We start from the raw sequence: 26,998 nt of genomic DNA on the forward strand, positions 1-26,998 counted from the left end.
CCTAAACTTCGCGTTCAGGCGATTCAAAGGTACCGCTGGCGCCACAGGCGTAGGCGGCGAGCAAACTGCACAACAGACCGTTAAAGAACATGACAGGCACTCCGTCTCAGTAGATGCGCCGATCATAGGGCGGGCCGGGAATTCTGGCCGTTAGATTGTTTCGATGAATGTCATAGCCTGAAAGTTGTATACAATTTTTGACTCAAGTCATAGGAACTTGCGAAGATTTCAGGCAGTCTTTCCATCATTCGTGTTTTTGTTAACCCTGCCTTGGAGATTCACCATGTTTTCCAAAGTTGTTGCGGTATCCCTGCTGGCGTTGGCCAGCAGCCAATTGATGGCTGCTGAGTGCAAAACCACCGTTGACTCCACCGATCAGATGTCCTTCAACACCAAGGAAATCGTGATCGACAAGAGCTGCAAGACCTTCACCGTCGAACTGACTCACTCCGGCAGCCTGCCGAAGAACGTCATGGGCCATAACCTGGTGATCAGCAAAGAAGCTGACATGCAGCCGATCGCTACCGCTGGCCTGGCCGCCGGTATCGACAAGAACTACCTGCCGGAAGGTGATGCACGCATCATCGCTCATACCAAGATCATCGGCGCCAAGGAAACCGATTCGCTGACCTTTGACGTAGCGAAGATTGCTGATGGCGGCTACGGCTTCTTCTGCTCGTTCCCTGGCCACATCTCGATGATGAAAGGCACGATTACTGTCAAGTAATCAGGACCACCGCGTCATCGTTCTTCGCGAGCAGGCTCGCTCCCACAGGGTTCTGTGTCGGTCACACATTTTGTGAACAACAGATAAACCTGTGGGAGCGAGCTTGCTCGCGAAGGGGCCATCCGCATCAATGAATGTAATGGCCAAAGAAAAGCCCGCTGAGGATCGCTCCTCAGCGGGCTTTTTCATTCCATCAGCGCTTACGGCGCAAACGGCATCACACGCTTGTGATGGGTCTTGTTGTAGGTCGCAACGATGATGTCGAACGCTTCCTGACGCACCGGTTCGCCGTGCAGGAAGGCGTCGATCTCGGCATAGGTCACACCGTGGGAGGCTTCGTCCGGTTTCCCCGGCGACAAATCCTCAAGGTCTGCTGTCGGGACTTTTTCGACCAGCGACTCCGGGGCGCCAAAGCTGCGCGCAATCGCCCGCACCTGATTCTTCACCAAGCCACTGAGCGGTGCCAGGTCGCAGGCGCCGTCACCGAACTTGGTGAAGAAGCCCATCACTGCTTCCGCCGCGTGATCGGTACCGATCACCAGACCGTGCGCCGCGCCGGCGATGGTGTACTGCGCCACCATGCGCATCCGCGCCTTGGTGTTGCCCAGTACGAAGTCCACCGACACCGCGTGCTTGCCTTCAAACGCCGCGACTTCACTGGCCAGCGACTTCACCGCCGGGCCGATATTTACGGTATGGCGCTCGTCCGGCGCGATGAAATCCACCGAGGCCTGGGCGTCGTGTTCGTCAAACTGGGTTTCGTAAGGCAGACGCACGGCGATGAATTTGTAGCTGTTGTCGCCGGTCTGGTCGCGTAGCTCGCGCATCGCCCGCTGGGCCAGCAGGCCGGCGGTCAGTGAGTCGACGCCGCCACTGATGCCCAGCACCAGCGTCTTGAGCCCGGAATTGACCAGGCAATCCTGAATAAAGGTGATGCGCCGGGCGACTTCGGCCTGCAGGGCCTTGTGGTCGGCGAACGGCGGTTGCACCTTGAGCTGTTCAGCAATCTCACGCTGTACGGCTTGCATGAATTCACTCCTTGCTAGATAGACTGGAATCGGCAGGAACCTGGAAAACGTGCCGCAAATAGGCGACAAAATTCGGGTCTTTACAGTGGGTCTTGCCTGGCTCGTCGGAGATCTTCGCCACCGGTTGGCCGTTGCAGGCGGTCATTTTAAGCACGATGCTCATCGGTTCGACACCCGGAATGTCACAGGTGAGGTTGGTACCGATGCCGAAGCTGACGTTGATCCGCCCGTGCAGCGCACGGAAGATCTCCAGCGACTTGGGCAGGGTCAGGCTGTCGGAGAACACCAGGGTCTTGCTCATCGGATCGATGCCGAGTTTGTGATAGTGCGCGATGCATTTTTCGCCCCACGCCACAGGATCGCCGGAGTCATGGCGCAGGCCGTCAAACAGTTTGGCGAAGAACAGGTCGAAGTCGCCGAGGAACGCATCGGTGGTGATGCAATCGGTGAGCGCGATCCCGAGCAGGCCACGGTATTCGCGAACCCAGCAATCAAGCGCGGCGATCTGGCTGTCGATCAGCCGTGGACCGAGTTGCTGGTGCGCCATGATCCACTCGTGGGCCATGGTGCCCAGCGGTTTCATGTCCAGCTCGCGGGACAGGTGCACGTTGCTGGTGCCGACGAAACGCCCGGGGAAGTCGTGTTTGAGTACATTCACCACTTCAGCCTGTACGCCATACGAAAAGCGGCGGCGGGTGCCGAAATCGGCGACCTGCAGTTGCGACAACTCGTCGGCCGAGGCGTTGGCGGTCAGCCAGTCGAACTTGCGATAGAGCTGTTCGCGCGCTTGTTCCAGCACGGTTTCGCGGTAGCGATAGCGGTTGCGCACTTCGCTGATGATCGCCAGCAGCGGCACTTCGTAGAGAATCACATGCAGCCACGGCCCGCGCAGACGGATGAACAATTCGCCGTTCTCGATGCCGGTGTGCAGATAGCGCAGGTTAAAGCGGAACAGCCCGAGAAAGCGCAGGAAGTCCGGCTTGAGGAAACTGATGCGCTCGAGAAAGCTCAGTTGATCGGCGCTCAGGCTCAGTTCGGCCAGACGCTCGATCTGAAAACGGATCTCGGCCAGATACGGGCGCAGATCTTCGCTATTACGGCAACGGAACTCCCATTCGACTTCGACGTTGGGGTAGTTGTGCAGCACCGCCTGCATCATCGTCAGTTTGTAGAAGTCGGTGTCGAGCAGGTTCTGCACGATGCGATCGGCAAACACGCTCTCGCTCATAACGGGGTCTCCAGGTGCGCCGCGCCCGTGCGCGGTCTCAATCGATGGCGCTAGTGGCGCATATCAGGGACGAAGATTGCCAGCAATTTTTTAGATCACCGCAGAACCCTTGTCGGAGCGAGCCTGCTCGCGAAGGCGTCATTTCAGTCGAAATGGGTATTGAATGTGCCGGCCTCTTCGCGAGCAGGCTCGCTCCCACATTTTTCAATCGGGTCAGTCATTCGGGCTATCGATCTGCTCCAGCATCCACTTCACGAAATCCCGTACCTTTGGCACTTCCGCCGCATGCTCCGGGTATGCCAGGTAATAGGCATCGGTGCTGGGCATGGCATGCTCAAAAGGAATGACCAGTTTGCCGTCGGCCAATTCCTCTTCCACCAGAAATCGCGGCAACAACGCCACACCGCAACCAACCTGCGCGGCACGGATGCACATATAAAAGGTTTCAAAGCGCGGCCCGTGATAGCTGTGTTCGGTCTGGTAACCCTGACTGTCGAACCAGTCGTGCCAGGCCTGCGGGCGCGAGGCATTTTGCAGCAGGACCAGATCGGTGAGTTGCGTCGGATCAGTAAACGGCTTATCAGGCAGGCTGCCCGGTGCGCACACCGGCACCAACTCTTCGCCGAACAACTTCAGGCACTCAGTGCCGGGCCGTGAACCCTGGCCGAAATAGAACGCCAGATCGCTGCGCCCTTGCAGCAGATCATCCGCTTCCTGCTCGTTGCACAAGTCCAGATGAATCGACGGATGGCGTAGCCGCCAGCCTTTCAGGCGTGGCACCAGCCAGCGCGCACCGAAGGTCGAGGGCGTCGAGACGCGCAGGACTTCGGTCTCGCCGCCGTAGGAACGCAGGTAATGCGTCGACATCTCCACTTGTGTGAGGATTTTTCGTACTTCAACCAGGTACAAATCCCCGGCCGGGGTCATCTGCAAACGTCGACGCACGCGGCGAAACAATAAATGCTGCAACAGCTCTTCAAGCTGCGCGACCTGTTTGCTCACCGCACTCTGGGTCAGATTCAGTTCCTCGGCGGCGCGCGTGAAACTGAGGTGCCGGGTCACGGCCTCGAAACACTGCAGGGCGGTGATCGAGGGCAAGTGGCGTTTGTTCAGCATGGCCGATCCTTTTCTTGTCTTTCTAGCGCAGCATGAATAAACGGAATGATATCTCGCGTAAAGGTCGTTTGTTGCCTCGCCATTGTGACGCTACAACTAAAGGCCTGCCCGGTCGCGAAAAAGCGTCCGCACACATTCAGTTTTTTGCTTGAGGAGTGACCCATGGTTGCCGCATTGCTTGATCGTCTTGGTGTGAACCCGGCCCTTTATCAGAACGGCAAAGTGCCGGTGCATTCGCCGATCGACGGCAGCCGCATCGCCGCCGTGAACTGGGAAGGCCCGGCCGAAGTCGAGCAGCACATCAGTCGCGCAGATCATGCGTTCGAGCAGTGGCGCAAGGTGCCGGCTCCGCGTCGTGGCGAGCTGGTGCGTCAATTCGGTGAAGTACTGCGCGAATACAAGGCTGATCTCGGCGAACTGGTTTCCTGGGAGGCGGGCAAGATCACTCAGGAAGGCTTGGGTGAAGTGCAGGAGATGATCGACATCTGCGATTTTGCCGTCGGCCTGTCCCGCCAGCTGTACGGTTTGACCATTGCCTCCGAGCGTCCGGGCCACCATATGCGTGAAACCTGGCATCCGCTGGGCGTGGTCGGGGTGATCAGCGCGTTCAACTTCCCGGTTGCGGTGTGGGCATGGAACACCACGCTGGCGCTGGTTTGCGGCAACCCGGTGGTGTGGAAACCGTCAGAGAAAACCCCGTTGACCGCGTTGGCCTGCCAAGCGCTGTTTGATCGCGTGGTGAAGAATTTCAGCGATGCGCCGGCGAACCTGTGCCAGGTGATCATCGGCGGTCGCGATGCCGGCGAAGCGCTGGTCGATGATCCGCGTGTCGCACTGATAAGCGCCACCGGTAGCACGCGCATGGGCCGCGAAGTGGCGCCGAAAGTCGCCGCGCGTTTCGCTCGCAGCATTCTGGAACTGGGCGGTAACAACGCGATGATCCTCGGCCCGAGCGCCGATCTGGACATGGCGGTACGGGCGATTCTGTTCAGCGCCGTCGGTACTGCCGGGCAGCGTTGCACCACCCTGCGTCGATTGATTGCCCACGAGTCGGTGAAAGAAGAAATCGTCACTCGTCTCAAGGCTGCTTACTCGAAAGTGCGCATCGGCAACCCGCTGGAAGGCAATCTGGTTGGCCCGCTGATCGACAAGCACAGCTTCGAAAACATGCAGGACGCCTTGGAGCAGGCATTGAGCGAAGGCGGTCGAGTGTTCGGCGGCAAGCGTCAGCTCGAAGATCAATTCCCCAACGCCTATTACGTTTCGCCGGCCATCGTTGAAATGCCCGAGCAGAGCGACGTGGTCTGCAGCGAAACCTTCGCGCCGATTCTCTACGTGGTCGGTTACAGCGATTTCCAGGAAGCGCTGCGCCTGAACAACGCCGTGCCACAAGGTTTGTCGTCGTGCATCTTCACCACCGATGTGCGCGAGGCCGAGCAGTTCATGTCGGCAGTCGGCAGCGACTGCGGCATCGCCAACGTCAACATCGGCCCGAGCGGTGCCGAAATTGGCGGCGCGTTTGGTGGCGAGAAAGAGACCGGTGGCGGGCGTGAGTCCGGCTCGGACGCGTGGCGCGCCTATATGCGCCGGCAGACCAACACCGTGAACTACTCGCTGGAGTTGCCGCTGGCGCAGGGCATCACATTCGACTGACAGGTGGAGATCCCTCCTTGTGGGAGCGAGCCTGCTCGCGAATACGGTGGGTCAGTCGACATTGATGTTGGCTGATACGCCCCTTTCGTCGGAACGCCGCCCGGAGCAAGCTCGCTCCCACAGGATCAGCACTGTGTTTGGCAGGTTTCTGTTGGAGTCTGGCAATGCCGTTACGCGAAGAATGTCTGTGGGAAAAGCTCACGCCGCAAAGGCCGGATAACACCGCGCTGCGGGGCGAAGTAAAGGTCGATGTCTGCGTGATCGGCGCCGGGTTCACCGGATTGTCGGCGGCGCTGCATCTGTTGGAAAAAGGCAAAAGCGTCTGCGTGCTGGAAGCGCATCGCGCCGGTCACGGCGGTTCCGGGCGCAACGTCGGGCTGGTCAACGCCGGCCTGTGGATCCCGCCGGACGAGATCGAGGCCGGGTTTGGCGAAGCGGTCGGCAGCCAGCTCAACCGCATGCTCGGAGCGGCGCCGGCGCTGGTGTTCAGCCTTGTGGATAAGTACAACATCGATTGCCAGTTGCGCCGCGAAGGCACCCTGCACATGGCGCACAACGCCAAGGGCGAGGCGGATCTGCGCAGTCGCGAGCAACAATGGAAGCGCCGTGGTGCGCCAGTCGAACTGCTGACCGGCAAGGCCTGCGAGCAAGCCACCGGCACGCAAAAAATCGCCGCTGCGTTGCTCGATCGTCGCGCCGGTACGCTCAACCCAATGGCTTATGTCACCGGGTTGGCCAACGCAGTGAGCGGACTCGGCGGGCAAATGTTCGATCATTCCCCAGTCTCTCGCCTTGAGCGTCAGGGCGCGAAATGGTCGGTGCAGACCGAACACGGTTCGGTACTGGCCGAGCAAGTGGTCATCGCCTCCAACGCCTACACCGAAGGCGACTGGACCGAACTCAAGCGCAACTTCTTTCCCGGTTACTACTATCAGGTCGCTTCGGTGCCGCTGAGCGAAGATGCCGCGCAGGCAATTCTCCCGGGCGGACAGGGCTCGTGGGATACGCGTCAGGTGTTGAGCAGCATCCGCCGTGACAAAGAAGGGCGGTTATTGCTCGGCAGCCTGGGCAACGGCAATCAAAAACCGACCTGGTTTCTCAAGGCCTGGGCCGATCGCGTGCAGCAGCATTATTTCCCCAATCTGAAACCGGTCGAGTGGGAATGCACCTGGACCGGGCGTATAGCTTTTACGCCCGATCACCTCATGCGCCTGTTCGAGCCGGCGCCGGGGCTGGTGGCCGTCACCGGTTACAACGGCCGTGGCGTCACCACCGGCACCGTGGTCGGCAAGGCTTTCGCTGATTACCTGTTTAACGGAAATCCTCAAGCCCTGCCGATTCCCTTCGCACCGATGCAGCCCCTGACCGGTGTGGGCTTGCGCAGTTGCCTGTACGAGGCCGGGTTCTCGCTGTATCACGCGGGCCAGTGCCTGCGCATTGTGATTTGAGTGTTGAAATATGTTGCCGGACGCGGCGCTTTTTCACGTAGCGACTAGCCTGTAATGGTGCGGGTTGTAGCAGTCCCGCACCAGCAGTGTGCAGTTCGGTGACGCGGGCTGTTACAGGCTGGTTGCACGTCGTTTGGCGCCGCGGTTGCAATGATGGCGCGTGCGGGTTGCGCCTGAAAAAATAAATGGTTTCACCTTCCGCGGTTTAGACGGTTGCACGCCCAATGAAAATGGGAACGAAACAGTCGAAATAACAAGAAAGCAGCGACTTTTTGAAGAATAAAAAACCGATGGCACGGCCCTTGCTCAGAGCAATCAGTGAAGTGAAGTCGCAGTGCCAACTAAAAAAAACCTTGGAGCACCACCTCATGTCCCAGACGTTTTACAAGAAAGGCTTTCTGGCCCTCGCAGTGGCTACTGCGTTGGGTGTTTCTGCGTTTGCTCAAGCTGATGTGAAAATCGGTGTAGCGGGTCCAATGACGGGCGCCAACGCGGCATTTGGCGAGCAGTACATGAAGGGTGCACAGGCAGCGGCTGACGCAGTCAACGCGGCAGGCGGCGTCAACGGGGAGAAAATCGTATTGGTCAAAGGCGATGACGCCTGCGAACCGAAGCAGGCCGTGACGGTCGCCAAGGACCTCACCAACCAGAAAGTCGCCGGCGTGGTCGGTCATTTCTGCTCCTCTTCGACCATTCCAGCGTCGGAAATCTACGACGAAGCCGGGATCATCGCGATCACCCCGGGTTCGACCAACCCACAAGTCACCGAGCGTGGCCTCAGCGCCATGTTCCGTATGTGCGGGCGTGACGATCAGCAAGGCATTGTGGCCGGCGACTACATCGTCGACGTGCTCAAGGGCAAGAAAGTCGTCGTACTGCACGACAAAGACACCTACGGCCAAGGCCTGGCGGATGCCACCAAAGCCCAACTGGTCAAGCGCGGCGTGACGCCTGTGTTGTACGAAGGCCTGACCCGTGGCGAAAAAGACTTCAGCACCATCGTTACCAAGATCCGTGGCGCTGGCGCCGACGTCGTCTACTTCGGCGGTCTGCACCCGGAAGCCGGTCCGCTGGTTCGCCAACTGCGTGAACAAGGCCTGAAAGACGTCAAGTTCATGTCCGATGACGGCATCGTGACTGACGAACTGGTGACCACCGCCGGTGGCCCGCAATTTGTCGACGGCGTACTGATGACCTTCGGCGCCGACCCACGCCTGCTGCCAGACAGCAAGACCGTGGTAGATGCTTTCCGCAAGGCCGGTACCGAGCCTGAAGGCTACACCCTGTACGCCTACGCTTCGGTGCAAACCCTGGCTGCCGCGTTCAACGGCGCGAAGTCCAACAAGGGCGAAGAGGCTGCGGCCTGGCTGAAGAAAAACCCGGTTAAAACCGTCATGGGTGAAAAAACCTGGGACTCCAAGGGCGACCTGAAAGTCTCCGACTACGTGGTTTACCAGTGGGACAAGGACGGCAAATATCACCAGCTGGAAAAACAGAAGTAAGGGCTGACGCGATCAGCTGATCCCCACCGAACCAATGTGGGAGCGAGCTTGCTCGCGAAGACGGAGTTACAGGCAACACATGTGTTGAATGTTAATCCGCTATCGCGAGCAGGCTCACTCCTACAGGGGGCGGTGGTGACGGGTGAATCGCGCTCTGACATTGCTCCGACGTAAATCTGTATTTTTCCTAGAAGAACCGCACATCACTGGTGTGCAGGTTCTCACTGCGTGAGATTGCGTTATGGATGGTATTTTCCTGCAGCAACTGGTCAACGGCCTGACCCTCGGGTCGGTCTATGGCCTGATCGCCATCGGCTACACAATGGTCTACGGCATCATCGGCATGATCAACTTCGCCCATGGCGAGGTTTACATGATTTCTGCTTACCTGGCGGCAATCAGTCTGGCTCTGCTGGCTTACTTCGGTATTGAATCCTTCCCGCTGCTGATGCTCGGCACCCTGATTTTCACCATCGTGATCACTGCGGTGTATGGCTGGGTCATCGAGCGTGTCGCTTACAAACCCCTGCGCAACTCCACCCGCCTGGCACCGTTGATCAGCGCCATCGGTATCTCGCTGATTCTGCAAAACTACGCACAGATCGCCCAGGGCGCCAAACAACAGGGCGTACCTACCCTGCTGACCGGGGCGTGGCGTGTTGAAGTCGGTACCGGCTTCGTGCAACTGACCTACACCAAAGTCTTCATTCTGGTGGCCGCATTCGTCGGTATGGGCCTGCTGACCTACGTCATCAAGTACACCAAGCTCGGACGCATGTGCCGTGCGACCCAGCAAGACCGCAAGATGGCTTCGATCCTCGGCATCAATACCGATCGGGTCATTTCCTATGTGTTCATCATCGGTGCAGCCATGGCGGCGCTGGCCGGCGTGCTGATCACCATGAACTACGGCACTTTCGACTTCTATGCCGGCTTCATTATCGGCATCAAGGCGTTCACCGCTGCGGTGCTTGGCGGGATCGGTTCATTGCCCGGGGCAATGCTCGGCGGGATCATCCTCGGCATCTCCGAGTCGCTGTTCTCCGGCCTGGTCAACTCCGACTACAAAGACGTGTTCAGCTTCTCGCTGCTCGTACTTGTTCTGGTCTTCCGGCCGCAGGGCCTGTTGGGCCGTCCTCTTGTGTCGAAGGTGTAAGCGATGTCTTCAACCACTCAAAAATCCATCGATATCAAAAAAAGCCTGGTTGAGGCGATTCTTGCCGGCCTGATTGCCCTGATCGTTTTCGGCCCGATTGTCGGCGTTGTACTCGAGGGTTACAGCTTCAACCTCGAACCGACCCGCGTGGCCTGGATCATCGGCATTGTCATGCTTGGCCGCTTTGCCCTCAGCCTGTTCCTGCAAACGCCCAAGGGCCTGAAAATTCTCGACGGATTCGAGAGCACCGGCTCTGGTGTGCACGTGCTGCCTGCCGATCACAAATCCTCGCTGCGCTGGATCATTCCGTTGCTGATTGTGCTGGCGGTCATCGTGCCGTTTGTCTCCAACTCCTATCTGCTCGGCGTGGTCATCCTCGGGCTGATCTACGTGCTGCTGGGGCTGGGGTTGAACATCGTGGTCGGTCTGGCCGGTCTGCTCGACCTTGGTTATGTGGCGTTCTACGCCATCGGTGCCTACGGTCTGGCCTTGGGTTATCAATACCTGGGGCTGGGGTTCTGGACGGTGTTGCCGCTGGCTGCGATCACTGCCGGGCTGGCCGGTTGCATCCTCGGTTTCCCGGTGCTGCGTCTGCATGGCGACTACCTGGCGATCGTGACCCTGGGCTTCGGTGAAATCATTCGTCTGATCCTCAACAACTGGTTGTCGCTGACTGGCGGCCCGAACGGCATGCCGGCGCCATTGCCGACGTTCTTCGGTCTGGAGTTCGGCAAGCGGGCGAAGGATGGCGGGGTGCCGTTTCATGAGTTCTTCGGCATCGCCTACAACCCGGATGTGAAGTACTACTTCATCTACGCAGTGTTGTTTCTCGTGGTGTTGGCCGTGCTGTACATCAAGCATCGTCTGGTGAAAATGCCGGTCGGCCGCGCCTGGGAAGCCTTGCGTGAAGATGAAATCGCCTGCCGCTCAATGGGTCTCAACCACGTGTTGGTCAAGCTCTCGGCGTTCACCATCGGTGCATCGACCGCCGGTCTTGCCGGGGTGTTCTTCGCCACCTACCAAGGCTTCGTCAACCCGACCTCGTTCACCTTCTTTGAATCGGCGTTGATCCTCGCCATCGTCGTGCTCGGCGGTATGGGCTCGACCATCGGCGTGGTGATTGCGGCATTCGTACTCACCGTCGCTCCGGAATTGCTGCGCGGCTTCGCCGAATATCGCGTGCTGCTGTTCGGCATCCTGATGGTGTTGATGATGATCTGGCGACCACGCGGGCTGATTCGCATCAGCCGGACCGGGGTCACTCCACGCAAAGGTGCCATTCACTATGAGAGGACTGCGCCATGAGTGAAGTCGTACTCTCTGTTGAAAAACTGATGATGCATTTCGGTGGCATCAAGGCTTTGAGCGATGTCAGCCTGAAGGTCAAACGCAACTCGATCTTCGCCCTGATCGGCCCCAACGGTGCAGGCAAGACCACGGTGTTCAACTGCCTGACCGGGTTCTACAAGGCCTCGGGCGGCAAGATCGAACTCAATGTGCGCGGCCAGCAGACCAACGTCATCCAGTTGCTGGGCGAGTCGTTCAAACCGACCGATTTCGTATCGCCGAAGTCATTCCTCAGCCGTATGTACTACAAGATGTTCGGCGGTACGCACCTGGTAAACCGTGCAGGCTTGGCGCGGACATTCCAGAACATTCGCCTGTTCAAGGAAATGTCGGTGCTGGAAAACCTGCTGGTGGCCCAGCACATGTGGGTCAACCGCAACATGCTGGCCGGTATTCTCAACACCAAGGGCTACCGCAAGGCCGAAAGTGACGCGCTGGATTGCGCGTTCTACTGGCTGGAGGTGGTCGATCTGGTGGACTGCGCCAACCGGCTCGCCGGTGAGCTTTCCTACGGCCAACAGCGTCGTCTGGAAATTGCCCGGGCCATGTGCACGCGGCCACAGATCATCTGCCTCGACGAACCGGCCGCCGGCCTCAACCCTCAGGAAACCGAAGCGCTCAGCGCGATGATCCGGCTGCTGCGCGACGAGCACGATCTGACCGTGGTGCTGATCGAACACGACATGGGCATGGTTATGAGCATTTCCGACCACATCGTGGTGCTGGACCACGGCATCGTCATCGCCGAAGGCGGGCCTGAAGCGATCCGCAACGATCCGAAGGTGATCGCAGCCTATCTGGGCGCCGACGAAGAGGAGCTGGTATGACGCAACCGATCCTCGAACTCAAAGACCTCGACGTCTTCTATGGTCCGATCCAGGCCCTCAAAGGTGTTTCGCTGCAGATCAACGAAGGGGAAACCGTCAGCCTGATCGGCTCCAACGGTGCCGGCAAATCGACGTTGCTGATGTCGATCTTCGGCCAGCCACGGGCGGCAGGCGGGCAGATTCTTTATCAAGGCGTCGACATCACCCACAAGTCCTCGCACTACATCGCTTCCAACGGCATTGCGCAGTCGCCGGAAGGGCGGCGAGTGTTCCCCGACATGACCGTCGAGGAAAACCTGCTGATGGGCACCATTCCGATTGGCGACAAGTACGCCAAAGAGGACATGCAGCGCATGTTTACGCTGTTTCCACGGCTGGAAGAGCGACGTAACCAACGGGCGATGACCATGTCTGGTGGTGAACAGCAAATGCTCGCCATTGCCCGTGCCTTGATGAGCCGACCAAAGTTGTTGCTGCTCGATGAGCCGAGCCTGGGCCTGGCGCCGATTGTGGTGAAGCAGATTTTCGCGACCCTGCGGGAATTGGCGAAAACCGGCATGACCATTTTCCTCGTTGAGCAGAACGCTAACCATGCGCTGAAGCTGTCGGACCGCGCATATGTGATGGTTAACGGCGAGATTCGCCTGACGGGCACGGGTAAAGAGTTGCTGGTGAATGAGGAGGTGCGTAACGCCTATCTGGGCGGGCACTGATTCTTCGACGTTATGCACAACCCCGGCGACGAAAGTCCCGGGGTTTTTTCATTCCGCAAATCCACCGCAACCCCCTGTAGGAGTAAGCCTGCTCGCGATCGCGGTTTTCCATTCGCCATCACCGGTGGCTGATACACCGCTATCGCGAGCAGGCTCACTCCTACAGTTGATCTGCGCCAGAATCCAGAATTGTGGAAAACAAATTCCCCAAGCTGCCAAAGCGCGACATATAGACGCTGCAAATGGCTGTTTTTCCACAGTTTTGACTTGTCCCCGTTTGCTGTGGAGCTGGCTGTGAATAACGTGGGTGTATCTGGCTGCGCGCCATGTAAACCGTGGCCTGCAAGTGTGTGGTTGTTTTTTGATCAGGCGTTTTTGCGGGGCTTGAAGTCTTTGTTGTCAACCTTTTTATAGTGTCGCGGATAGCAGCGATTCCGGGTGAACAAGCCTGTGGATAAGTCTGTGATTAAACTCTGGAAAGACTGCGCTGAGGGCCGTAATTACTGGCCTCGCGCAATCACTGCGCTGACTGCTCGGTCGTGCAAAATGCCATCTCCCGCACATCTGCCGCTTCAGGGTCAAGCAAAAAACTTTCTATTTCGCCCGCAAAGCCTTGTGTGGCGCGGCTTTGCGCGTTTCCAGTTGCCCCCGGAAACTGTGGAAGGGACTGTGGATAACATGCGTGCACATGGCTACAGGCCACGGTCGCTATGGCGTTGGCATGTCTGGTTGTTTTTTGTACAGCTTGTGGGTGTTGCCCGTGAATGCGCGGGCGGGCATGCTGCCTGCTGATTTTCTATTCCAAGGGCTGCCCCGGCGGCCGAAGCAAGGAGAACACGATGTCCAACACCCTGTTTATCACCGGCGCGACGTCCGGATTTGGTGAAGCCTGCGCCCGCCGTTTTGCCGAGGCTGGCTGGAAACTGGTGCTGACCGGCCGTCGTGAAGAGCGCCTCAATGCGTTGTGCGCCGAATTGTCGAAACAGACCGAAGTGCACGGTCTGGTGCTTGATGTGCGCGATCGCAAGGCGATGGAAGCGGCGATTGCCAACCTGCCGCCGTCGTTCGCCAAGCTGCGTGGCCTGATTAACAACGCCGGTCTGGCATTGGGCGTGGACCCGGCGCCGAAGTGCGATCTCGACGATTGGGACACCATGGTCGACACCAACGTCAAAGGCCTGATGTACGCCACCCGCTTGTTGCTGCCGCGCCTGATCGCCCATGGTCGTGGCGCCGGCATCGTCAACCTTGGCTCCATCGCGGGTAACTATCCGTATCCGGGCAGCCATGTGTATGGCGCGACCAAGGCGTTCGTTAAACAGTTCTCGCTGAACCTGCGTTGCGACTTGCAAGGCACGGGCGTGCGGGTCAGCAACATTGAGCCGGGGCTGTGCGAGAGCGAGTTCTCGCTGGTGCGTTTTGCCGGCGATCAGGAACGCTACAACGCGACCTACGCTGGTGCCGAGCCGATCCAGCCGCAGGACATTGCCGAGACGATTTTCTGGGTGATGAACGCGCCGGCGCACATCAACATCAACAGTCTGGAATTGATGCCGGTGAGCCAGACCTGGGCGGGTTTTGCCATCGAGCGGAACAAGGCCTAAGACCGCGTTGAAGCCATTCGCGAGCAAGCTCGCTCCCACATTTGATCGCGGTCTCATGTGGGAGCGAGCTTGCTCGCGAAGGGGCCGTCACAGGCAATAAATCCCGATAAGGTAAACTCCCCTCGCAACAACCCAACCGCACCCCGCGGTTTTCAGGGTTTTTCGAGGAGTCAAAGTGAGTAACCGAGGTGAGCAGGCACTGCTCAAACAATCGACCATTCTGATGTTGGCGGTGGCGATTGCCGGGATCGTCACCGGTTTTGTTTCAGGTTCGCAATCCATCCTGTTCGATGGTTTTTTCTCGCTGATCGCAACCTTCATCAAAGTCCTGATGCTGATCACTGCCAAGCTGATCGCCAAGCAAAGCAATCACCGTTTCCAGTTCGGGTTCTGGCATCTGGAGCCGATGGTGCTGCTGATCGAAGGCAGTTTCCTGATGTTGATTGCGATCTATGCGTTTCTCAACGGCGTGTTCGGCATCATCAACGGTGGCCGTGAGATCGAGTTGGGGCTGGTGATCATTTATGCGGCGGTGTTTACCGTGGTCGAGTTCGCCTACTTTTTCTACGTCCGGCACCGTAACCGCAAGCTCAAATCCAGTCTGATCCAGTTCGACAACATCAGTTGGCTGGTGGACGCGATGCTGTCCGTGGGCCTGTTGGTAAGCTTCCTTGCGGCGCTGCTGCTCAAGTCGCAGGGCTATGGGCAGTGGGCGGTGTATGTCGACCCGCTGATCCTGATCGTGCTGGCCCTGACCATGTTGCCGCCGGCGTTCAAGATTCTTGGCCCGGCCCTGCGAGATGTCCTGGGGATTGCCCCGGACACGCTGGATGATCAGGTGCGCCAGGTGATGGACGCGGCGAAAATCGAGCATGGTTTCGACGATTACGTGTCGTACGTGCAGAAGCACGGGCGGGCGCGGTTTATCGAGATTCATGTGGTGTTGCCGGCGGATTATGCGCTGAGCAATGTCGGGCAACTGGATGCGTTGCGCGAAGAGATCTCGGCGAAGCTGGGCAAGCCGGATGCAGCGCGCTGGCTGACCATCAGCTTTACCGGCGACAAGAAGTGGATCGCCTAGAGACCGCATAACGGCTAATCGTCGGATCGCCGCCCGGAGCAGGCTCACTCCCACATTGGAATTGCGCCGAACACACTATTTGTGAGCAGCACAAATCAACTGTGGGAGCGAGCCTGCTCGCGAAAGCGATCTATAAGTCAGCGAAGATATTCAGCCAGACCGTGGTAACAAGTCGCCAAGTGATACGGCGTAGTCGAAGGCATGTCCTTGCGACTCACCTCGCCCAACTCATCCCGGCACTCATGCCAGCCATCAGCATGCAAAAACCGCTGCTGCAACGCCTGCAACTGGCGCAGCACCACCGCTTCACTGCCCTGACGCAAGGTCAGCGCGCGCAGATATTCTGCCTGAGCCCAGATCCGCTGGGTCGAGTCTCGCGGGCGTCCGTCCGTTTCCAGATCGAGCATCGCCCGCACCGCGCCGGATGACTGCACCACACCGTATTGCTCGGTGAACGCAAATGCCCGATCCAGCGCCGCATGCAGTTTCGAACCACGTAATAACGGCGACGATTCGAGCAGGAAATACCATTCGAACTGATGCCCCGGCTCATACCAGTTATCCACAGCCCCGAGCGGCTTCTCCATCAACACGCCATATTGCGGATCGACGAACTGCTTGTGCATGGCTGTGCATAACGCCAGCAACGCTGTCTGCGTTTGGGCATCGTCGCGCACGGCAAGGGTGGCGAGGAACGCTTCGGCCAGGTGCATCAGCGGGTTTTGCAGTGGACCGGTTTGCAGGGTGATCCAGTCCCGTTCCAGGCAGGCTTCGTACAAGCCATCGCCGGTGGCGAAACGCCGGCCGATGATTTCCAGCGCCGCATTCAACGTCGACTCGACCAGCGGATCGCCGGATTTTGCCGAGTAATGCGCGCAGGCAAACAGGATAAAAGCGTGGGTGTAGAGATCCTTGCGCTGATCCAGCGGTTTGCCCTGAGCATCGACGCTGTAGAACCAGCCGCCATGCTCCGCATCATGAAAGTGCCGTTGCAAGGAGCGGAACAGCGCCGCCGCACGCACTTCAGCGTTATCCACAACCCCGATCAGACTGGAAAACAGATACAGCTGCCGCGCACAGGCCATCGCCCGATAGCGCTGCGGCGGCAGTGGTTGATGCGTGGCGTCCAGCGCCTCATAGGGCAGCGCCATGTCGGCGTTCCAGCCCGGGCCTTGCCAGAGCGGCACGATCACGTTGACGAAGTGCTGTTGCACAGCGCCGAACAGGGCGGTCAATTCGGGCAGGGAGGTGGAGCGAGAAGCGTGGGGCATGGGCGGACGTCGTCACGGCTGGGGCGATTGCGCGACATGGTAGCAGAGAGACTGACATCAGCGATGCGGCGTCTGATCGGCCGCCTTCGCGAGCAAGCTCGCTCCCACAGGTTTTGTGTTCGCCACCAATCCAATGTGGGAGCGAGCTTGCTCGCGAAAAGGCCAATTCAGACAATAAAAACTAGCCTGCTAGCAACCAAGCCCCAGTCACCGCCGAAGCCGCACCCGCCAACCGCACCAGCGGCGCCGCTGCCTGCGGCAACACGCGAACCACGCCATAACCGACGGCATGCAAAGCGGCGGTCGCCACAACGAAACCCGCCGCATACGCCCAAGGACTGCTCATGTCTGGCAGTTCCAGACCATGCGCCACGCCATGGAACAACGCAAACAGCGCCGTCGCCGCTACTGCCATGACCAACGGCGGCCGCACCGCCAAGGCCACTGCCAGACCCAGCGCCAGCACCGATGCGGCAATTCCGCTTTCCAGCGCTGGCAATTCCAGCCCTTCAAAACCGAGCATGCCGCCGATCAGCATGGTGCCGACAAACGTGCACGGCAGCGCCCAGCGCGCGGCGCCCTGCTGCTGCGCGGCCCACAAACCGACAGCCAGCATCGCCAGCAAATGGTCGAGGCCGCCAATCGGGTGGCTGATACCAGCGACCAGGCCGCTGTCGCCATGCCCCGGGTGAGCGAAGGCCAGCGCTGGCGTCAGCAGCAGCGCCACGGCGCCAAGAATACGTTTGAGTGTCATGGATAAGCTTCCTTGTTGAGCAGTGAATCAGGCTGCGGTCAGCAGGCCCTGGCGTTCGATGAAGGCGATGATTTGCTCAAGGCCCTGACCGGTTTTCTGGTTGCTGAAGACGAACGGCTTGCCGTTGCGCATGCGTTTTGTGTCGCTGTCCATCATTTCCAGCGAGGCACCCACCAGCGGCGCCAGGTCGATCTTGTTGATCACCAGCAGATCGGATTTGCAGATCCCCGGCCCGCCCTTGCGCGGCAATTTGTCGCCGGCCGAAACGTCGATCACGTAGATGGTCAGGTCGGACAGCTCCGGGCTGAAAGTCGCCGACAGGTTGTCGCCGCCGGATTCCACCAGAATCAGATCCAGCCCCGGAAAACGGCGGTTCAGTTGATCGACCGCTTCCAGGTTGATCGAGGCGTCTTCGCGGATCGCGGTGTGCGGACAGCCACCGGTTTCCACGCCGATGATCCGTTCCGGCGCGAGGGCTTCGTTGCGCACGAGAAAATCGGCGTCTTCGCGGGTGTAGATATCGTTGGTGACCACGGCGAGGTTGTAGCGCTCGCGCAGGGCCAGGCACAGGGCCAGGGTCAACGCGGTTTTACCGGAACCGACCGGGCCGCCGATGCCGACGCGCAGAGGTTGTGTGTTCATGGTTGTTTCTCCTAAGAGCGGAAGAGGCGGCTGTACTGGCGCTCGTGGGCCATGCACGCCAAGGACAGGCCGAACGCGGCGCTGCCCATGTGGTCGGGGTTGATTCGGCTCGCGTCCTGTTGCGCCTGTTGTAACAACGGCAGCAGTTCGCTGGTCAGGCGCTGGGCGGCTTGCTGGCCCAGCGGCAAGGTTTTCATCAGGACGGCGAGCTGGTTTTCCAGCCAGCTCCATAACCACGCGGCGAGGGCGTCTTGCGGGCTGATGCCCCAAGCGCGCGCGGCCAGCGCCCAGCACAGGGCCAGATGCGGTTCGGGGCATTGATCAAGAAAATCGCGGGCGGCTGCGTCGAGTTCCGGCAAACCATTGAGCAGTTGTTGCAACGAATAACCCATCTGCCGACTTTCCAGATGCAACTCGCGCGTCTCGCGGCTGGCGCGATGGCTTTCGCAGAGGCTCAGCAGCTCGGCCCATCGGCCATCCGCCGCTGCCTGGCAATGCGCGAGCAGCAGCGGCGCTTCGAAGCGGGCGAGGTTGAGCAGTAACTGATCGCTGATCCAGCGCCGGGCACTGTCCGGGCTGTTCACGCGGCCGTTATCCACCGCCATTTCCAGGCCTTGCGAATAGCTGTAGCCGCCAATCGGCAATTGCGGACTGGCCAGGCGCAGCAGCGCCCAGGCCGGATTCACAGGCGTACGCCGAACTGATGGAGTTTCGGCGCGTAGTTGAAGTCTTCGTCGCCGTGGCGTGAATGGTGATGGCCGCCGCCATAGGCACCGTGCTCGGGCTGGAATGGCGCTTCGATCGCTTCTACCTGCGCACCAAGCTGTTCGAGCATCGCCTTGAGTACGTAATCGTCGAGCAGGCGCAGCCAGCCATCGCCAACCTGCAAGGCGACGTGGCGGTTACCCAAGTGATAGGCAGCGCGGGTCAGTTCGAAGGCGTTGGCGCAGGTGACGTGTAGCAATTGCTCGGGGCGGGCGCAGACGCGGACGATGCGGCCGTCTTCAGCTTGTAGGCATTCGCCGTCATACAGCGGCGGCTGACCGCGCTCCAAAAACAACCCGACGTCTTCGCCCTCGGCACTGAAACAGCGCAAACGGCTTTTGCTCCGCGCTTCGAAGGTCAGGTGCAACTCGGCGGCCCAGACGGGTTGAGGGTCGATTCTGCGGTGAATCACCAGCATCGGAAAGCTTCCAGCTATGGACAATACTCAGGCTAGAGCAAGGGCCTTGCCAATCGGACGAGATGTAGGAAATCCCTGTCGGAGCGTAGTGGATGTTTCAAGATGTTGCTGGAATATGGAAGGTTTTGGTGCGTGAAGATTTTTTTATGCACCAAATGGAGGCCGATGCGCCGAACCAAATGTGGGAGCGAGCTTGCTCGCGAAAGCGGTGGGTCAGTGATTTAGAAGTTGGCTGACACGACGCCTTCGCGAGCAAGCTCGCTCCCACAGGGGATTTGGTCTGGGCTGAAATAAAGGAAGGTTATTCGGTACTGCCCAGCCCCTGCCAGTGCTTGAGCCCAATAAAGATAAAGCGCAGTTGCTGGGTGATCTTCGCCTGCGGCGTCAGATGTTCCGGCAAGGCTTCGGCCGGCGGATCGATGATGTCGGGGAGGGTAGCGAAGACCGATTTGACGATCAGGTCAGCCATCACGCTCAAACCGGCGGCATCCAGGTGCTGAAGCTTGGGCATCATCGTCAGGTCGGCCGCCAGGTCGGAGCTGATGTTCTCGCGCAACCGGCCAATTGCCTGACGCACCGGCAGCGAACCGCCGTACTGTTCACGGGCGAGAAACAGGAATTGCGAGCGATTGGCGCTGACCACGTCGAGGAAGATCCGCACCGAGGCATCGATGATGCCGCCCATGACGAATTCGTTGTGGCGCACCAAGCGGATGGTTTCACGGAAGGTCTGGCCGACTTCACTGACCAGCACCAGGCCGAGCTCATCCATATCGGCAAAATGCCGGTAGAAACCGGTGGGCACAATCCCGGCGGTTTTGGTCACTTCGCGCAGGCTCAGGCTGCCGAATCCTCGGCCGCTTTCCATGAGGTGGCGGGCAGCGTCCATCAAGGCGTTGCGGGTCTGTTGTTTCTGTTCGGCGCGGGGCAGCATCGCAGGGTGTGTTCTTTGGCAGGACAAGCGCCGCACTCTAGCAAATCGGCTTTGTCGGCGTCGAACGAGAGGACATGGAGCAGAAGATTTCACCGGCCAGAAAAGTCAAAAGCCCAATCCGGTGATTGGGCTTTTTTTCGAGGCCGCCATGGGCTTAGCTCAAGGCACTGTTGCGTTCGATCACACGGTCACCACCACCTTCGGCAAGGGTTTGACCTTGTGGAGTGCGGTCGCCGCCATCGGAAGCCAGGGTCTGGCCTTGTGGAGTACGGTCGCTACCATCGGAAGCCAGAGTCTGGCCTTGTGGAGTGCGGTCGCTACCGTCGGAAGCCAGAGTCTGGCCTTGTGGGGTGCGGTCGCTGCCGTCGGAAGCCAGGGTCTGACCTTGTGGGGTCTTGTCGTACCCGTCCTGAACCAGGCCTTTCTCTTCCAGGCGATCACGGCCGCCTTCAGCCAGGGTCTGGCCTTGTGGGGTACGGTCCGAACCATCAGCTGCTACGGTCTGGCTGAATACCGAGTGGCTGGATTTCACTTGCGGGGTAGCCTGGTCGGCAGCGGGCAGGGCGAAAGCAGTGCTGGCTAGCATCGACAGGGTAAGGCTGAGCAGTAATTGGCGTTTCATGATGGGTTGCTCCTTGGGAGGGCGATAAAGTGGGTACGAGGGCAATGCTACTCTCGATAAGTCGATATAAAAGTTCATAAACGCAATGGTAATAATCAACAGAATTGATTGTTCTGCCGGGAGGCTCTAGATCGCGGCTTTCCGGGCGACGGTTTTGCACCGAGGTGGGTATTTCCGACTCACTCGCGCCTCGCAAAAGTGCGGGTCGCGGTAACACTGTTCGACTGACTGGTCAGATTTCGCGCGACTTTTTACGCGGTAATCGGCCTTTCGATTAAACCTGCGGCCGGTTTGCCAGTCGTAGATTTCATGAGGGCCGCTTTGGCCCGCCGTTTCAGCCGTACGCCGCAGTCTTTGCGTGCGGTCGTGATCAGGAGCTTTGTGCATGACGCGCACTGGAAAAATCTTCAGCTGGACCTTCGCCATCCTCGTGCTGCTACTGGCCGTGCTGGTGTTGATCATCGTGTTCTTCGACTGGAACCGGATCAAACCGCCGCTCAACGCCAAAGTCTCGGAAGAACTGCACCGACCGTTTGCCATCAATGGCAACCTCGCGGTGATCTGGCAGCGCGAGCCGGACGAGGGTGGCTGGCGCGCCTGGGTGCCGTGGCCGCACGTGGTCGCTGAGGATTTGAGCCTGGGCAACCCGGACTGGTCGAAAAAGCAGCAGATGGTCACGCTCAAACGCGTTGAGCTGCGTATCTCGCCGCTGGCATTGCTGGCGCAACGCGTGGTGATTCCGCGCATCGACCTGACCGAACCCAATGCCGAGTTGCAGCGTCTGGCCGATGGCCGCGCCAACTGGACATTCAAGTTCGACCCGAAAGATCCGAACGCTGAACCCTCGAGCTGGGTGGTCGACATCGGCGCCATCGGTTTTGACAAGGGCCATGTCACCCTCGACGATCAAACGCTCAAAACCAATCTGGATGTGCTGATCGATCCGCTGGGCAAACCCATCCCCTACAGCGATATCGTCGGTGACAAAGCAGCCAAGACTGCGCAGGACAAGGGCGGTGCGCCGCAGGATTATGCATTTGCCTTGAAGGTCAAAGGCCAATACCACGGTCAGAACCTCACCGGCCAAGGCAAGATCGGTGGGCTGCTCGCCTTGCAGGATGCGCGCAAGCCATTCCCGCTGCAGGCCCAGGCGAAGATCGGCGACACTCGCATCGAACTGGCCGGCACGCTGACGGATCCGCTCAACCTCGGCGCCCTCGATCTGCGCCTGAAACTGGCCGGCGCCAGCCTCGGCAATCTTTATCCGCTGACTGGCGTGACCCTGCCGGACACCCCTCCGTATTCCACTGACGGTCACTTGATCGCCAAACTGCACGATGAGGCCGGGGCGAAATTTACCTACGAGCAGTTCAACGGCAAGATCGGCAGCAGCGACATCCATGGCGACCTTACCTACGTCGCCAGCCAGCCACGGCCGAAACTCAGCGGCGCGTTGCTTTCCAATCAACTGTTGTTCGCTGACCTCGCACCGCTGATCGGCGCTGACTCCAATGACAAGCAGAAGGCGCGCGGCGGCGAGAGCAAACAGCCGGCCGATAAAGTGCTGCCGGTGGAAGAGTTCAAGACCGACCGCTGGCGCGCGATGGATGCCGACGTCGAGTTCACCGGCAAGCGCATCGTCCACAGCGAGAAACTGCCATTCAACGACCTCTATACCCACCTGAAACTTAACGATGGCGAGCTCAGCCTGGAGCCACTGCGCTTTGGCGTGGCGGGCGGCAATCTTGATGCACAGATCCGCCTCAACGGTCGTACCGAACCGCTTGAGGGCCGCGCGAAATTGACCGCGCGCAAGTTCAAGCTCAAGGAGCTGTTCCCGACGTTCGAGCCGATGAAGACCAGTTTCGGTGAACTCAACGGCGACGCCGATATCACTGGTCGCGGCAACTCGGTGGCCAAGCTACTGGGCGGCGCCAACGGCAAGTTGAAGATGTTGATCAACGACGGCGCGATCAGCCGCGAACTGATGGAACTGGCCGGGCTCAACGTCGGCAACTATGTGGTCGGCAAGATCTTTGGCGACAAGGAAGTGAAGATCAACTGCGCGGCGGCAGACTTCGACATCAAGACCGGTCTGGCGACCACGCAGCTGTTTGTCTTCGATACCGAGAACGCGATCATCTATATCGATGGCACGGCGAACATGGCCACCGAGCAACTCGACCTGACGGTGACGCCGGAGTCCAAGGGCTGGCGGTTGATTTCCCTGCGTTCGCCGCTGTATGTACGCGGCAAATTCATCAAGCCGGATGCCGGCGTGAAGGCCGTGCCGCTGATGTTGCGCGGGGCGGGGATGGTTGCGCTGGGTGTGATCGCCGCGCCGGCGGCGGGGCTGTTGGCGCTGGTGGCACCGAGTGGCGGTGAGCCGAATCAGTGTGCGCCGTTGCTGGAGCAGATGAAGGCGGGCAAGGCGCCGGTTACTGTAAAACCTACCAAGTAATCTTCAGCGTTAGTAAAGACGCCATCGCGAGCAGGCTCACTCCTACATTTGGAATGCGTTCCCATGTAGGAGTGAGCCTGCTCGCGATAGGGTTTAGAGGTCGTTCAGGATGTCAGCCATGTCATCGGCATGCTCTTCTTCCTGCGCCAGGATATCTTCGAAGATACGCCGCGTAGTCGGGTCTTTCTCGCCGATGTACTGGATGATTTCGCGATAGCTGTCGATGGCGATCCGCTCGGCAACGAGGTCTTCGTAGACCATCTCTTTGAGGGTGTTGCCGGCCACGTATTGCGCGTGGGACATCTTCGACAGCATGTCGGGGTTGAACTCGGGCTCGCCACCCAATTGCACAATGCGCTCGGCCAGACGGTCAGCGTGCTGGGCTTCCTGGGTGGCGTGTTCGAGAAACTCTTCGGCGGCCACATGGGCTTTCACACCATTGGCCATGAAGTAGTGGCGCTTGTAGCGCAGCACGCAGACCAGTTCGGTGGCCAGCGATTCATTGAGCAAGCGCAGCACCTCTTCACGGTCGGCGCTGTAGCCCTCGGTGACGGCGCCGTTCTCGACGTGTTGGCGCGCACGTTCGCGCAAGGTTTGAACATCTGACAGATGCAGGTCGTCGCTCATTTCGATCTCCTGGAGGCTAATCCGATTGTCGCCACGTTCTGCGGACGCGGTCGCTACCTAAGCTGTGAGTCGTGAGCGTTGCAAAAAGTTTTATCGGTTTACGCAACCCCTGTAGGAGCTGCCGAAAGCTGCGATCTTGGCGCCAGCCCGGACAAAACTGCCTCCTCGCGCAGCCAGGCAAAAAAAGCCCGCACCGGCGGATGCCGCTCGCGCCCCGGCACGCACAACGCGCTGTACCCGGCGCCATCGACCTGAACCTGGCCCATGAACGGCACCAGCAAACCGCTGGCGACACTCTCCGACACCAGAATATTGCTCGCCAGCACCAGCCCTTGCCCGGCGATCGCCGCTTGCAGGGCGTAATGCTCTTCATCGTATTCGCGGATGGCCGGTTGCGCGTGTAACCAGTTTTCGCCGGCCTTGGCGCACCACGCTTCCCAGCCATGGGCATACAGCTTGGAATTGTGCCAGCGCACGCTGATCAACGTGGGTGTACGCCGCGCCGCCAGCGCCACTTGCTCGGGTGAGCCGTACACGCCGAACGACTCATCGAACAGGCACAGGCCATACAGGTTCGGGTAATCGTCGAGGCTATAGCGCAAAACCAGGTCGACACTGGCGTCCTGATGCAGATCGATGACTTCGCAGTGCGTATCGAGGCGCACGTTGATGTTCGGATGCTGCGCGTAAAAGCGCCCGAGACGCGGCACCAGCCACAGCGCCGCGAATGCGGCGGTGGTCGACAGCGTCAGCGTGCTGGCGTTGCGTTGCGGGCGCAGGGTGTCGACGCTTTGCGCCACCTCCAGCAATGCGCCGTGCAGGCTGCGAAACAGGCGTTCGCCGCCCTCGGTCAGACGTACCTGGCGCGGCAGACGCTCGAACAACGCGACGCCGATCCAGTCTTCCAGCGAGCGAATCTGATGCGAAATCGCCGTGGGCGTGACCGACAGCTCTTCGGCGGCAGCCTTGAAGCTCAGCAATCGTGATGCCGATTCAAAGGCGCGCAGGGCGGTCAGCGGTAGCGAGGCGAACATTGGAAAACTCCACGGATGAAATAAATTCATCCCGACTGATTTTTGCTCATTTGAGGCAACGGTCTGCTGCCTGCAATCTGCAGCGACACAGAAATCAAAGTCTAGCCTCAAGGAGTTTCAGATGAGCAAGATTCTTGCGATACATGCCAGCCCACGTGGTGACCGTTCGCACTCGCGGCGTCTGGCGGAAAGTTTTCTCAGCGCCTGGCAGGTGCTTCATCCACAGGCGCAGGTGACCCGGCGTGAAGTCGGCCGAGCGTTGATTCCGGCGGTCAACGAGGCTTTTGTCGCTGCCGCGTTTTATCCGGAGCCTGAAGCGCGTCCGTTGTCGATGCAGGCTGATCTGGCATTGAGCGATCAATTGGTCGGCGAGTTGTTCGACCACGACCTGCTGCTGATTTCCACGCCGATGTACAACTTCAGCGTACCCAGCGGCCTTAAGGCCTGGGTCGATCAGATCGTGCGGCTGGGCCTGACGTTCGATCACACGCTGGACAATGGCGTCGCCCAGTACACGCCGCTGTTGCAGGGCAAGAAGGCGCTGATCGTCACCAGTCGCGGTGGTTTTGGCTTCGGCACGGGCGGCGAGCTGGAAGCCTTGAACCACGCCGATCCCTGGTTGCGCACGGCGCTGGGGTTCATCGGCATCAACGACGTCAGCGTGGTCGCTGCCGAGGGCGAAGAGTCCGCCGAACGCACGTTCGCGGTGTCGTTGGCCGAGGCCGAGCAGCGTTTGCTCAGCCTTGCCCGGGAGTTCTAGGTGGCCTGGCTGTTCCTGCTGATCGCCGCCGGATTTGAAGTGACGTTCGCCATGGGCATGAAATACGCCGAAGGCTTCACCCGGCTCTGGCCGTCGTTGATCACGGTGATTGCGGCGATCGGCGGGATCTACTTCCTGACACTGGCAATGCGCGAGTTGCCGGTGAGCATCGCCTACCCGATCTGGACCGCGATTGGCTCACTCGGCACGGTGTTCCTCGGTTTCGCCCTGTTGGGCGAGAGCCTGACGCTGGTCAAACTGCTGTCAGTCGGGCTGATTGTGGCGGGGGTGGTGGGCCTGAAGTAGGCTGGTCGTCGAGTTGTCATCATCACGGAGGATGCTTGGCGGGCGTTTTGCACGCCTGGCATCCACTCACCGACCACAAGGATGTTTGCCCATGTCAACGCGTTATCCACTGGTGCTGGTGCCCGGCATGCTCGGGTTTATCCGGCTGGTTCTCTATCCGTACTGGTACGGCATCATCAAGGCGCTGCGCCGTGGTGGGGCGACGGTGATTGCTGTACAGGTGTCGCCGCTGCATTCGACGGAGGTGCGCGGCGAGCAGTTGCTGGCGCGGATTGATGAGATTTTGCGCGAGACCGGGGCGCACAAGGTCAACCTGTTCGGCCACAGTCAGGGTTCGCTGACGGCGCGCTATGCGGCGGCGAAACGGCCGGATCTGGTGGCCTCGGTGACGTCGGTCGCCGGACCGAATCATGGCTCGGAACTGGCCGACTATCTGCAAAAACACTACCCGGCGGACAGCGCCAAGGGCCGTCTGCTTGAAGCATTGCTGCGTTTTGTCGGCTGGCTGATGGCACTGCTGGAGACCGGTTACCACGGGCCGAAACTGCCGGTGGATATTCACGCCTCGCACCAATCGCTGACGACTGAGGGTGTGGCGCTGTTCAATCAGCGTTATCCACAGGGGTTGCCTGAAACCTGGGGTGGGCACGGGCCGGAGGAGGTCAATGGTGTGCGTTATTACTCTTGGTCAGGGACGTTGCAGCCGGGCAAGACTGATCGTGGCGGTAATCTGTTCGACGGGACCAATCGCAGTTGTCGCTTGTTTGCGAAAACCTTCGTGCGTGAGCCGGGGCAGTGTGACGGGATGGTCGGGCGGTACAGCTCGCATCTGGGCACGGTGATTGGCGATGACTATCCGCTGGATCACTTCGACATTGTTAACCAGTCGCTGGGGCTGGTCGGCAAGGGCGCGGATCCGGTTCGGCTGTTTGTTGAGCATGCGGCGCGGCTAAAGGCTGCCGGCGTTTAACCGC

At 59.6% G+C, this 26,998-nt stretch carries 26 protein-coding genes; 14 read left to right on the forward strand and 12 right to left on the reverse strand.

The window, feature by feature from the left end; translation table 11 throughout:
* Window positions 1-283: 283 nt before the first annotated feature.
* Complete coding sequence (azu, locus tag AB4N74_RS26795; RefSeq protein ID WP_008078296.1) at window positions 284-727, forward strand: azurin; 444 nt, start codon at window positions 284-286, stop codon at window positions 725-727.
* Between the two features lie 200 nt (window positions 728-927).
* Here azu and nadE read toward each other — a convergent pair whose 3' ends face one another.
* The 3 genes from nadE to AB4N74_RS26810 form a co-directional block, all read right to left on the reverse strand.
* The gene (gene nadE / locus AB4N74_RS26800; protein ID WP_093430191.1) at window positions 928-1,755 is read right to left on the reverse strand and encodes an ammonia-dependent NAD(+) synthetase; all 828 of its coding nucleotides are present in this window, start codon (window positions 1,753-1,755) and stop codon (window positions 928-930) included.
* Window positions 1,756-1,759: 4 nt separating this feature from the next.
* Window positions 1,760-2,983 carry a nicotinate phosphoribosyltransferase gene (gene pncB / locus AB4N74_RS26805; RefSeq protein WP_460097752.1) on the reverse strand — a complete coding sequence of 408 codons (1,224 nt, stop codon included), beginning with the start codon at window positions 2,981-2,983 and terminating at the stop codon, window positions 1,760-1,762.
* Window positions 2,984-3,196: 213 nt separating this feature from the next.
* Complete coding sequence (locus AB4N74_RS26810) at window positions 3,197-4,099, reverse strand: LysR family transcriptional regulator (protein WP_095047312.1); 903 nt, start codon at window positions 4,097-4,099, stop codon at window positions 3,197-3,199.
* A gap of 162 nt (window positions 4,100-4,261) precedes the next feature.
* Here AB4N74_RS26810 and amaB point away from each other — a divergent pair, with 162 nt between their 5' ends.
* The 9 genes from amaB to AB4N74_RS26855 all read left to right on the forward strand — a co-directional run bounded on the left by amaB (window position 4,262) and on the right by AB4N74_RS26855 (window position 15,430).
* Window positions 4,262-5,752: an L-piperidine-6-carboxylate dehydrogenase gene (amaB, locus tag AB4N74_RS26815; RefSeq protein WP_099757852.1), complete on the forward strand. Its 1,491-nt coding sequence runs from the start codon at window positions 4,262-4,264 to the stop codon at window positions 5,750-5,752.
* Between the two features lie 164 nt (window positions 5,753-5,916).
* The gene (gene amaA, locus AB4N74_RS26820; protein WP_460097755.1) at window positions 5,917-7,200 is read left to right on the forward strand and encodes an L-pipecolate oxidase; all 1,284 of its coding nucleotides are present in this window, start codon (window positions 5,917-5,919) and stop codon (window positions 7,198-7,200) included.
* A gap of 368 nt (window positions 7,201-7,568) precedes the next feature.
* A complete protein-coding gene (locus AB4N74_RS26825; RefSeq protein ID WP_007915892.1) occupies window positions 7,569-8,702 on the forward strand; it encodes an ABC transporter substrate-binding protein in 1,134 nt (377 codons plus the stop codon).
* Between the two features lie 241 nt (window positions 8,703-8,943).
* Window positions 8,944-9,858: an ABC transporter permease subunit gene (locus AB4N74_RS26830; RefSeq protein WP_007915894.1), complete on the forward strand. Its 915-nt coding sequence runs from the start codon at window positions 8,944-8,946 to the stop codon at window positions 9,856-9,858.
* 3 nt (window positions 9,859-9,861) lie between these two features.
* The gene (livM, locus tag AB4N74_RS26835; protein WP_093430197.1) at window positions 9,862-11,163 is read left to right on the forward strand and encodes a high-affinity branched-chain amino acid ABC transporter permease LivM; all 1,302 of its coding nucleotides are present in this window, start codon (window positions 9,862-9,864) and stop codon (window positions 11,161-11,163) included.
* Window positions 11,160-12,032: an ABC transporter ATP-binding protein gene (locus AB4N74_RS26840; protein ID WP_016985385.1), complete on the forward strand. Its 873-nt coding sequence runs from the start codon at window positions 11,160-11,162 to the stop codon at window positions 12,030-12,032. The genes livM and AB4N74_RS26840 overlap by 4 nt, the downstream gene beginning before the upstream one ends.
* Window positions 12,029-12,745 carry an ABC transporter ATP-binding protein gene (locus AB4N74_RS26845; RefSeq protein ID WP_007915900.1) on the forward strand — a complete coding sequence of 239 codons (717 nt, stop codon included), beginning with the start codon at window positions 12,029-12,031 and terminating at the stop codon, window positions 12,743-12,745. The genes AB4N74_RS26840 and AB4N74_RS26845 overlap by 4 nt, the downstream gene beginning before the upstream one ends.
* Before the next feature lie 839 nt (window positions 12,746-13,584).
* Complete coding sequence (locus AB4N74_RS26850; RefSeq protein ID WP_093430198.1) at window positions 13,585-14,349, forward strand: SDR family oxidoreductase; 765 nt, start codon at window positions 13,585-13,587, stop codon at window positions 14,347-14,349.
* Between the two features lie 175 nt (window positions 14,350-14,524).
* Window positions 14,525-15,430: a cation diffusion facilitator family transporter gene (locus AB4N74_RS26855; RefSeq protein WP_320335906.1), complete on the forward strand. Its 906-nt coding sequence runs from the start codon at window positions 14,525-14,527 to the stop codon at window positions 15,428-15,430.
* Between the two features lie 137 nt (window positions 15,431-15,567).
* On the opposite strand, the gene AB4N74_RS26860 is transcribed toward AB4N74_RS26855, so the two are convergent.
* The 7 genes from AB4N74_RS26860 to AB4N74_RS26890 form a co-directional block, all read right to left on the reverse strand.
* The gene (locus AB4N74_RS26860) at window positions 15,568-16,701 is read right to left on the reverse strand and encodes an AGE family epimerase/isomerase (protein ID WP_460097758.1); all 1,134 of its coding nucleotides are present in this window, start codon (window positions 16,699-16,701) and stop codon (window positions 15,568-15,570) included.
* Window positions 16,702-16,882: 181 nt separating this feature from the next.
* The gene (locus AB4N74_RS26865; RefSeq protein ID WP_093430201.1) at window positions 16,883-17,455 is read right to left on the reverse strand and encodes a HupE/UreJ family protein; all 573 of its coding nucleotides are present in this window, start codon (window positions 17,453-17,455) and stop codon (window positions 16,883-16,885) included.
* Window positions 17,456-17,482: 27 nt separating this feature from the next.
* Entirely contained in the window at window positions 17,483-18,097 is a 615-nt protein-coding gene (ureG, locus tag AB4N74_RS26870) for an urease accessory protein UreG (protein WP_007915910.1), read from the reverse strand.
* Window positions 18,098-18,108: 11 nt separating this feature from the next.
* Window positions 18,109-18,783 carry an urease accessory protein UreF gene (locus tag AB4N74_RS26875; RefSeq protein ID WP_460097760.1) on the reverse strand — a complete coding sequence of 225 codons (675 nt, stop codon included), beginning with the start codon at window positions 18,781-18,783 and terminating at the stop codon, window positions 18,109-18,111.
* On the reverse strand, window positions 18,780-19,280 hold the full coding sequence (gene ureE, locus AB4N74_RS26880; RefSeq protein ID WP_008087160.1) for an urease accessory protein UreE: 501 nt from the start codon (window positions 19,278-19,280) through the stop codon (window positions 18,780-18,782). The genes AB4N74_RS26875 and ureE overlap by 4 nt, the downstream gene beginning before the upstream one ends.
* Window positions 19,281-19,581: 301 nt before the next feature.
* Complete coding sequence (locus AB4N74_RS26885) at window positions 19,582-20,214, reverse strand: TetR family transcriptional regulator (protein ID WP_007915913.1); 633 nt, start codon at window positions 20,212-20,214, stop codon at window positions 19,582-19,584.
* A 154-nt stretch (window positions 20,215-20,368) separates the two neighbouring features.
* Complete coding sequence (locus tag AB4N74_RS26890; RefSeq protein WP_093430203.1) at window positions 20,369-20,836, reverse strand: hypothetical protein; 468 nt, start codon at window positions 20,834-20,836, stop codon at window positions 20,369-20,371.
* 385 nt (window positions 20,837-21,221) lie between these two features.
* On the opposite strand from AB4N74_RS26890, the gene AB4N74_RS26895 reads away from it, so the two are divergent.
* Window positions 21,222-23,297, forward strand: a complete 2,076-nt coding sequence (locus AB4N74_RS26895; protein ID WP_093430204.1) for an AsmA family protein — start codon at window positions 21,222-21,224, stop codon at window positions 23,295-23,297.
* Window positions 23,298-23,390: 93 nt separating this feature from the next.
* Here AB4N74_RS26895 and AB4N74_RS26900 read toward each other — a convergent pair whose 3' ends face one another.
* Both AB4N74_RS26900 and AB4N74_RS26905 read right to left on the reverse strand, forming a co-directional pair.
* On the reverse strand, window positions 23,391-23,924 hold the full coding sequence (locus AB4N74_RS26900; protein ID WP_093430205.1) for a ferritin-like domain-containing protein: 534 nt from the start codon (window positions 23,922-23,924) through the stop codon (window positions 23,391-23,393).
* Between the two features lie 98 nt (window positions 23,925-24,022).
* The gene (locus AB4N74_RS26905; RefSeq protein ID WP_460097763.1) at window positions 24,023-24,988 is read right to left on the reverse strand and encodes a LysR substrate-binding domain-containing protein; all 966 of its coding nucleotides are present in this window, start codon (window positions 24,986-24,988) and stop codon (window positions 24,023-24,025) included.
* A gap of 91 nt (window positions 24,989-25,079) precedes the next feature.
* Between AB4N74_RS26905 and AB4N74_RS26910 the strand changes: the two genes are divergently transcribed.
* From AB4N74_RS26910 to AB4N74_RS26920, 3 genes are all read left to right on the forward strand, one after another.
* Complete coding sequence (locus tag AB4N74_RS26910; protein WP_460097765.1) at window positions 25,080-25,718, forward strand: FMN-dependent NADH-azoreductase; 639 nt, start codon at window positions 25,080-25,082, stop codon at window positions 25,716-25,718.
* Window positions 25,719-26,024 carry a DMT family transporter gene (locus AB4N74_RS26915; protein WP_093430208.1) on the forward strand — a complete coding sequence of 102 codons (306 nt, stop codon included), beginning with the start codon at window positions 25,719-25,721 and terminating at the stop codon, window positions 26,022-26,024.
* A gap of 91 nt (window positions 26,025-26,115) precedes the next feature.
* On the forward strand, window positions 26,116-26,994 hold the full coding sequence (locus tag AB4N74_RS26920) for an esterase/lipase family protein (protein WP_093430209.1): 879 nt from the start codon (window positions 26,116-26,118) through the stop codon (window positions 26,992-26,994).
* Window positions 26,995-26,998 lie beyond the last annotated feature (4 nt).

Source organism: Pseudomonas sp. H3_C08 (assembly GCF_054669455.1).

Bases quoted from the DNA above. Each gene is read 5' to 3' on its own strand.
- AB4N74_RS26830 (WP_007915894.1), top strand. From the start codon at position 8,944: ATGGATGGTATTTTCCTGCAGCAACTGGTCAACGGCCTGACCCTCGGG.
- AB4N74_RS26905 (WP_460097763.1), bottom strand. From the start codon at position 24,988: ATGAATTTATTTCATCCGTGGAGTTTTCCAATGTTCGCCTCGCTACCG.
- AB4N74_RS26895 (WP_093430204.1), top strand. From the start codon at position 21,222: ATGACGCGCACTGGAAAAATCTTCAGCTGGACCTTCGCCATCCTCGTG.
- nadE (WP_093430191.1), bottom strand. From the start codon at position 1,755: ATGCAAGCCGTACAGCGTGAGATTGCTGAACAGCTCAAGGTGCAACCG.
- AB4N74_RS26865 (WP_093430201.1), bottom strand. From the start codon at position 17,455: ATGACACTCAAACGTATTCTTGGCGCCGTGGCGCTGCTGCTGACGCCA.
- AB4N74_RS26810 (WP_095047312.1), bottom strand. From the start codon at position 4,099: ATGCTGAACAAACGCCACTTGCCCTCGATCACCGCCCTGCAGTGTTTC.
- AB4N74_RS26845 (WP_007915900.1), top strand. From the start codon at position 12,029: ATGACGCAACCGATCCTCGAACTCAAAGACCTCGACGTCTTCTATGGT.
- amaA (WP_460097755.1), top strand. From the start codon at position 5,917: ATGCCGTTACGCGAAGAATGTCTGTGGGAAAAGCTCACGCCGCAAAGG.
- AB4N74_RS26850 (WP_093430198.1), top strand. From the start codon at position 13,585: ATGTCCAACACCCTGTTTATCACCGGCGCGACGTCCGGATTTGGTGAA.
- AB4N74_RS26860 (WP_460097758.1), bottom strand. From the start codon at position 16,701: ATGCCCCACGCTTCTCGCTCCACCTCCCTGCCCGAATTGACCGCCCTG.
- ureG (WP_007915910.1), bottom strand. From the start codon at position 18,097: ATGAACACACAACCTCTGCGCGTCGGCATCGGCGGCCCGGTCGGTTCC.
- AB4N74_RS26840 (WP_016985385.1), top strand. From the start codon at position 11,160: ATGAGTGAAGTCGTACTCTCTGTTGAAAAACTGATGATGCATTTCGGT.
- azu (WP_008078296.1), top strand. From the start codon at position 284: ATGTTTTCCAAAGTTGTTGCGGTATCCCTGCTGGCGTTGGCCAGCAGC.
- AB4N74_RS26920 (WP_093430209.1), top strand. From the start codon at position 26,116: ATGTCAACGCGTTATCCACTGGTGCTGGTGCCCGGCATGCTCGGGTTT.
- ureE (WP_008087160.1), bottom strand. From the start codon at position 19,280: ATGCTGGTGATTCACCGCAGAATCGACCCTCAACCCGTCTGGGCCGCC.
- livM (WP_093430197.1), top strand. From the start codon at position 9,862: ATGTCTTCAACCACTCAAAAATCCATCGATATCAAAAAAAGCCTGGTT.
- AB4N74_RS26910 (WP_460097765.1), top strand. From the start codon at position 25,080: ATGAGCAAGATTCTTGCGATACATGCCAGCCCACGTGGTGACCGTTCG.
- AB4N74_RS26825 (WP_007915892.1), top strand. From the start codon at position 7,569: ATGTCCCAGACGTTTTACAAGAAAGGCTTTCTGGCCCTCGCAGTGGCT.
- AB4N74_RS26900 (WP_093430205.1), bottom strand. From the start codon at position 23,924: ATGAGCGACGACCTGCATCTGTCAGATGTTCAAACCTTGCGCGAACGT.
- amaB (WP_099757852.1), top strand. From the start codon at position 4,262: ATGGTTGCCGCATTGCTTGATCGTCTTGGTGTGAACCCGGCCCTTTAT.
- AB4N74_RS26890 (WP_093430203.1), bottom strand. From the start codon at position 20,836: ATGAAACGCCAATTACTGCTCAGCCTTACCCTGTCGATGCTAGCCAGC.
- AB4N74_RS26885 (WP_007915913.1), bottom strand. From the start codon at position 20,214: ATGCTGCCCCGCGCCGAACAGAAACAACAGACCCGCAACGCCTTGATG.
- pncB (WP_460097752.1), bottom strand. From the start codon at position 2,983: ATGAGCGAGAGCGTGTTTGCCGATCGCATCGTGCAGAACCTGCTCGAC.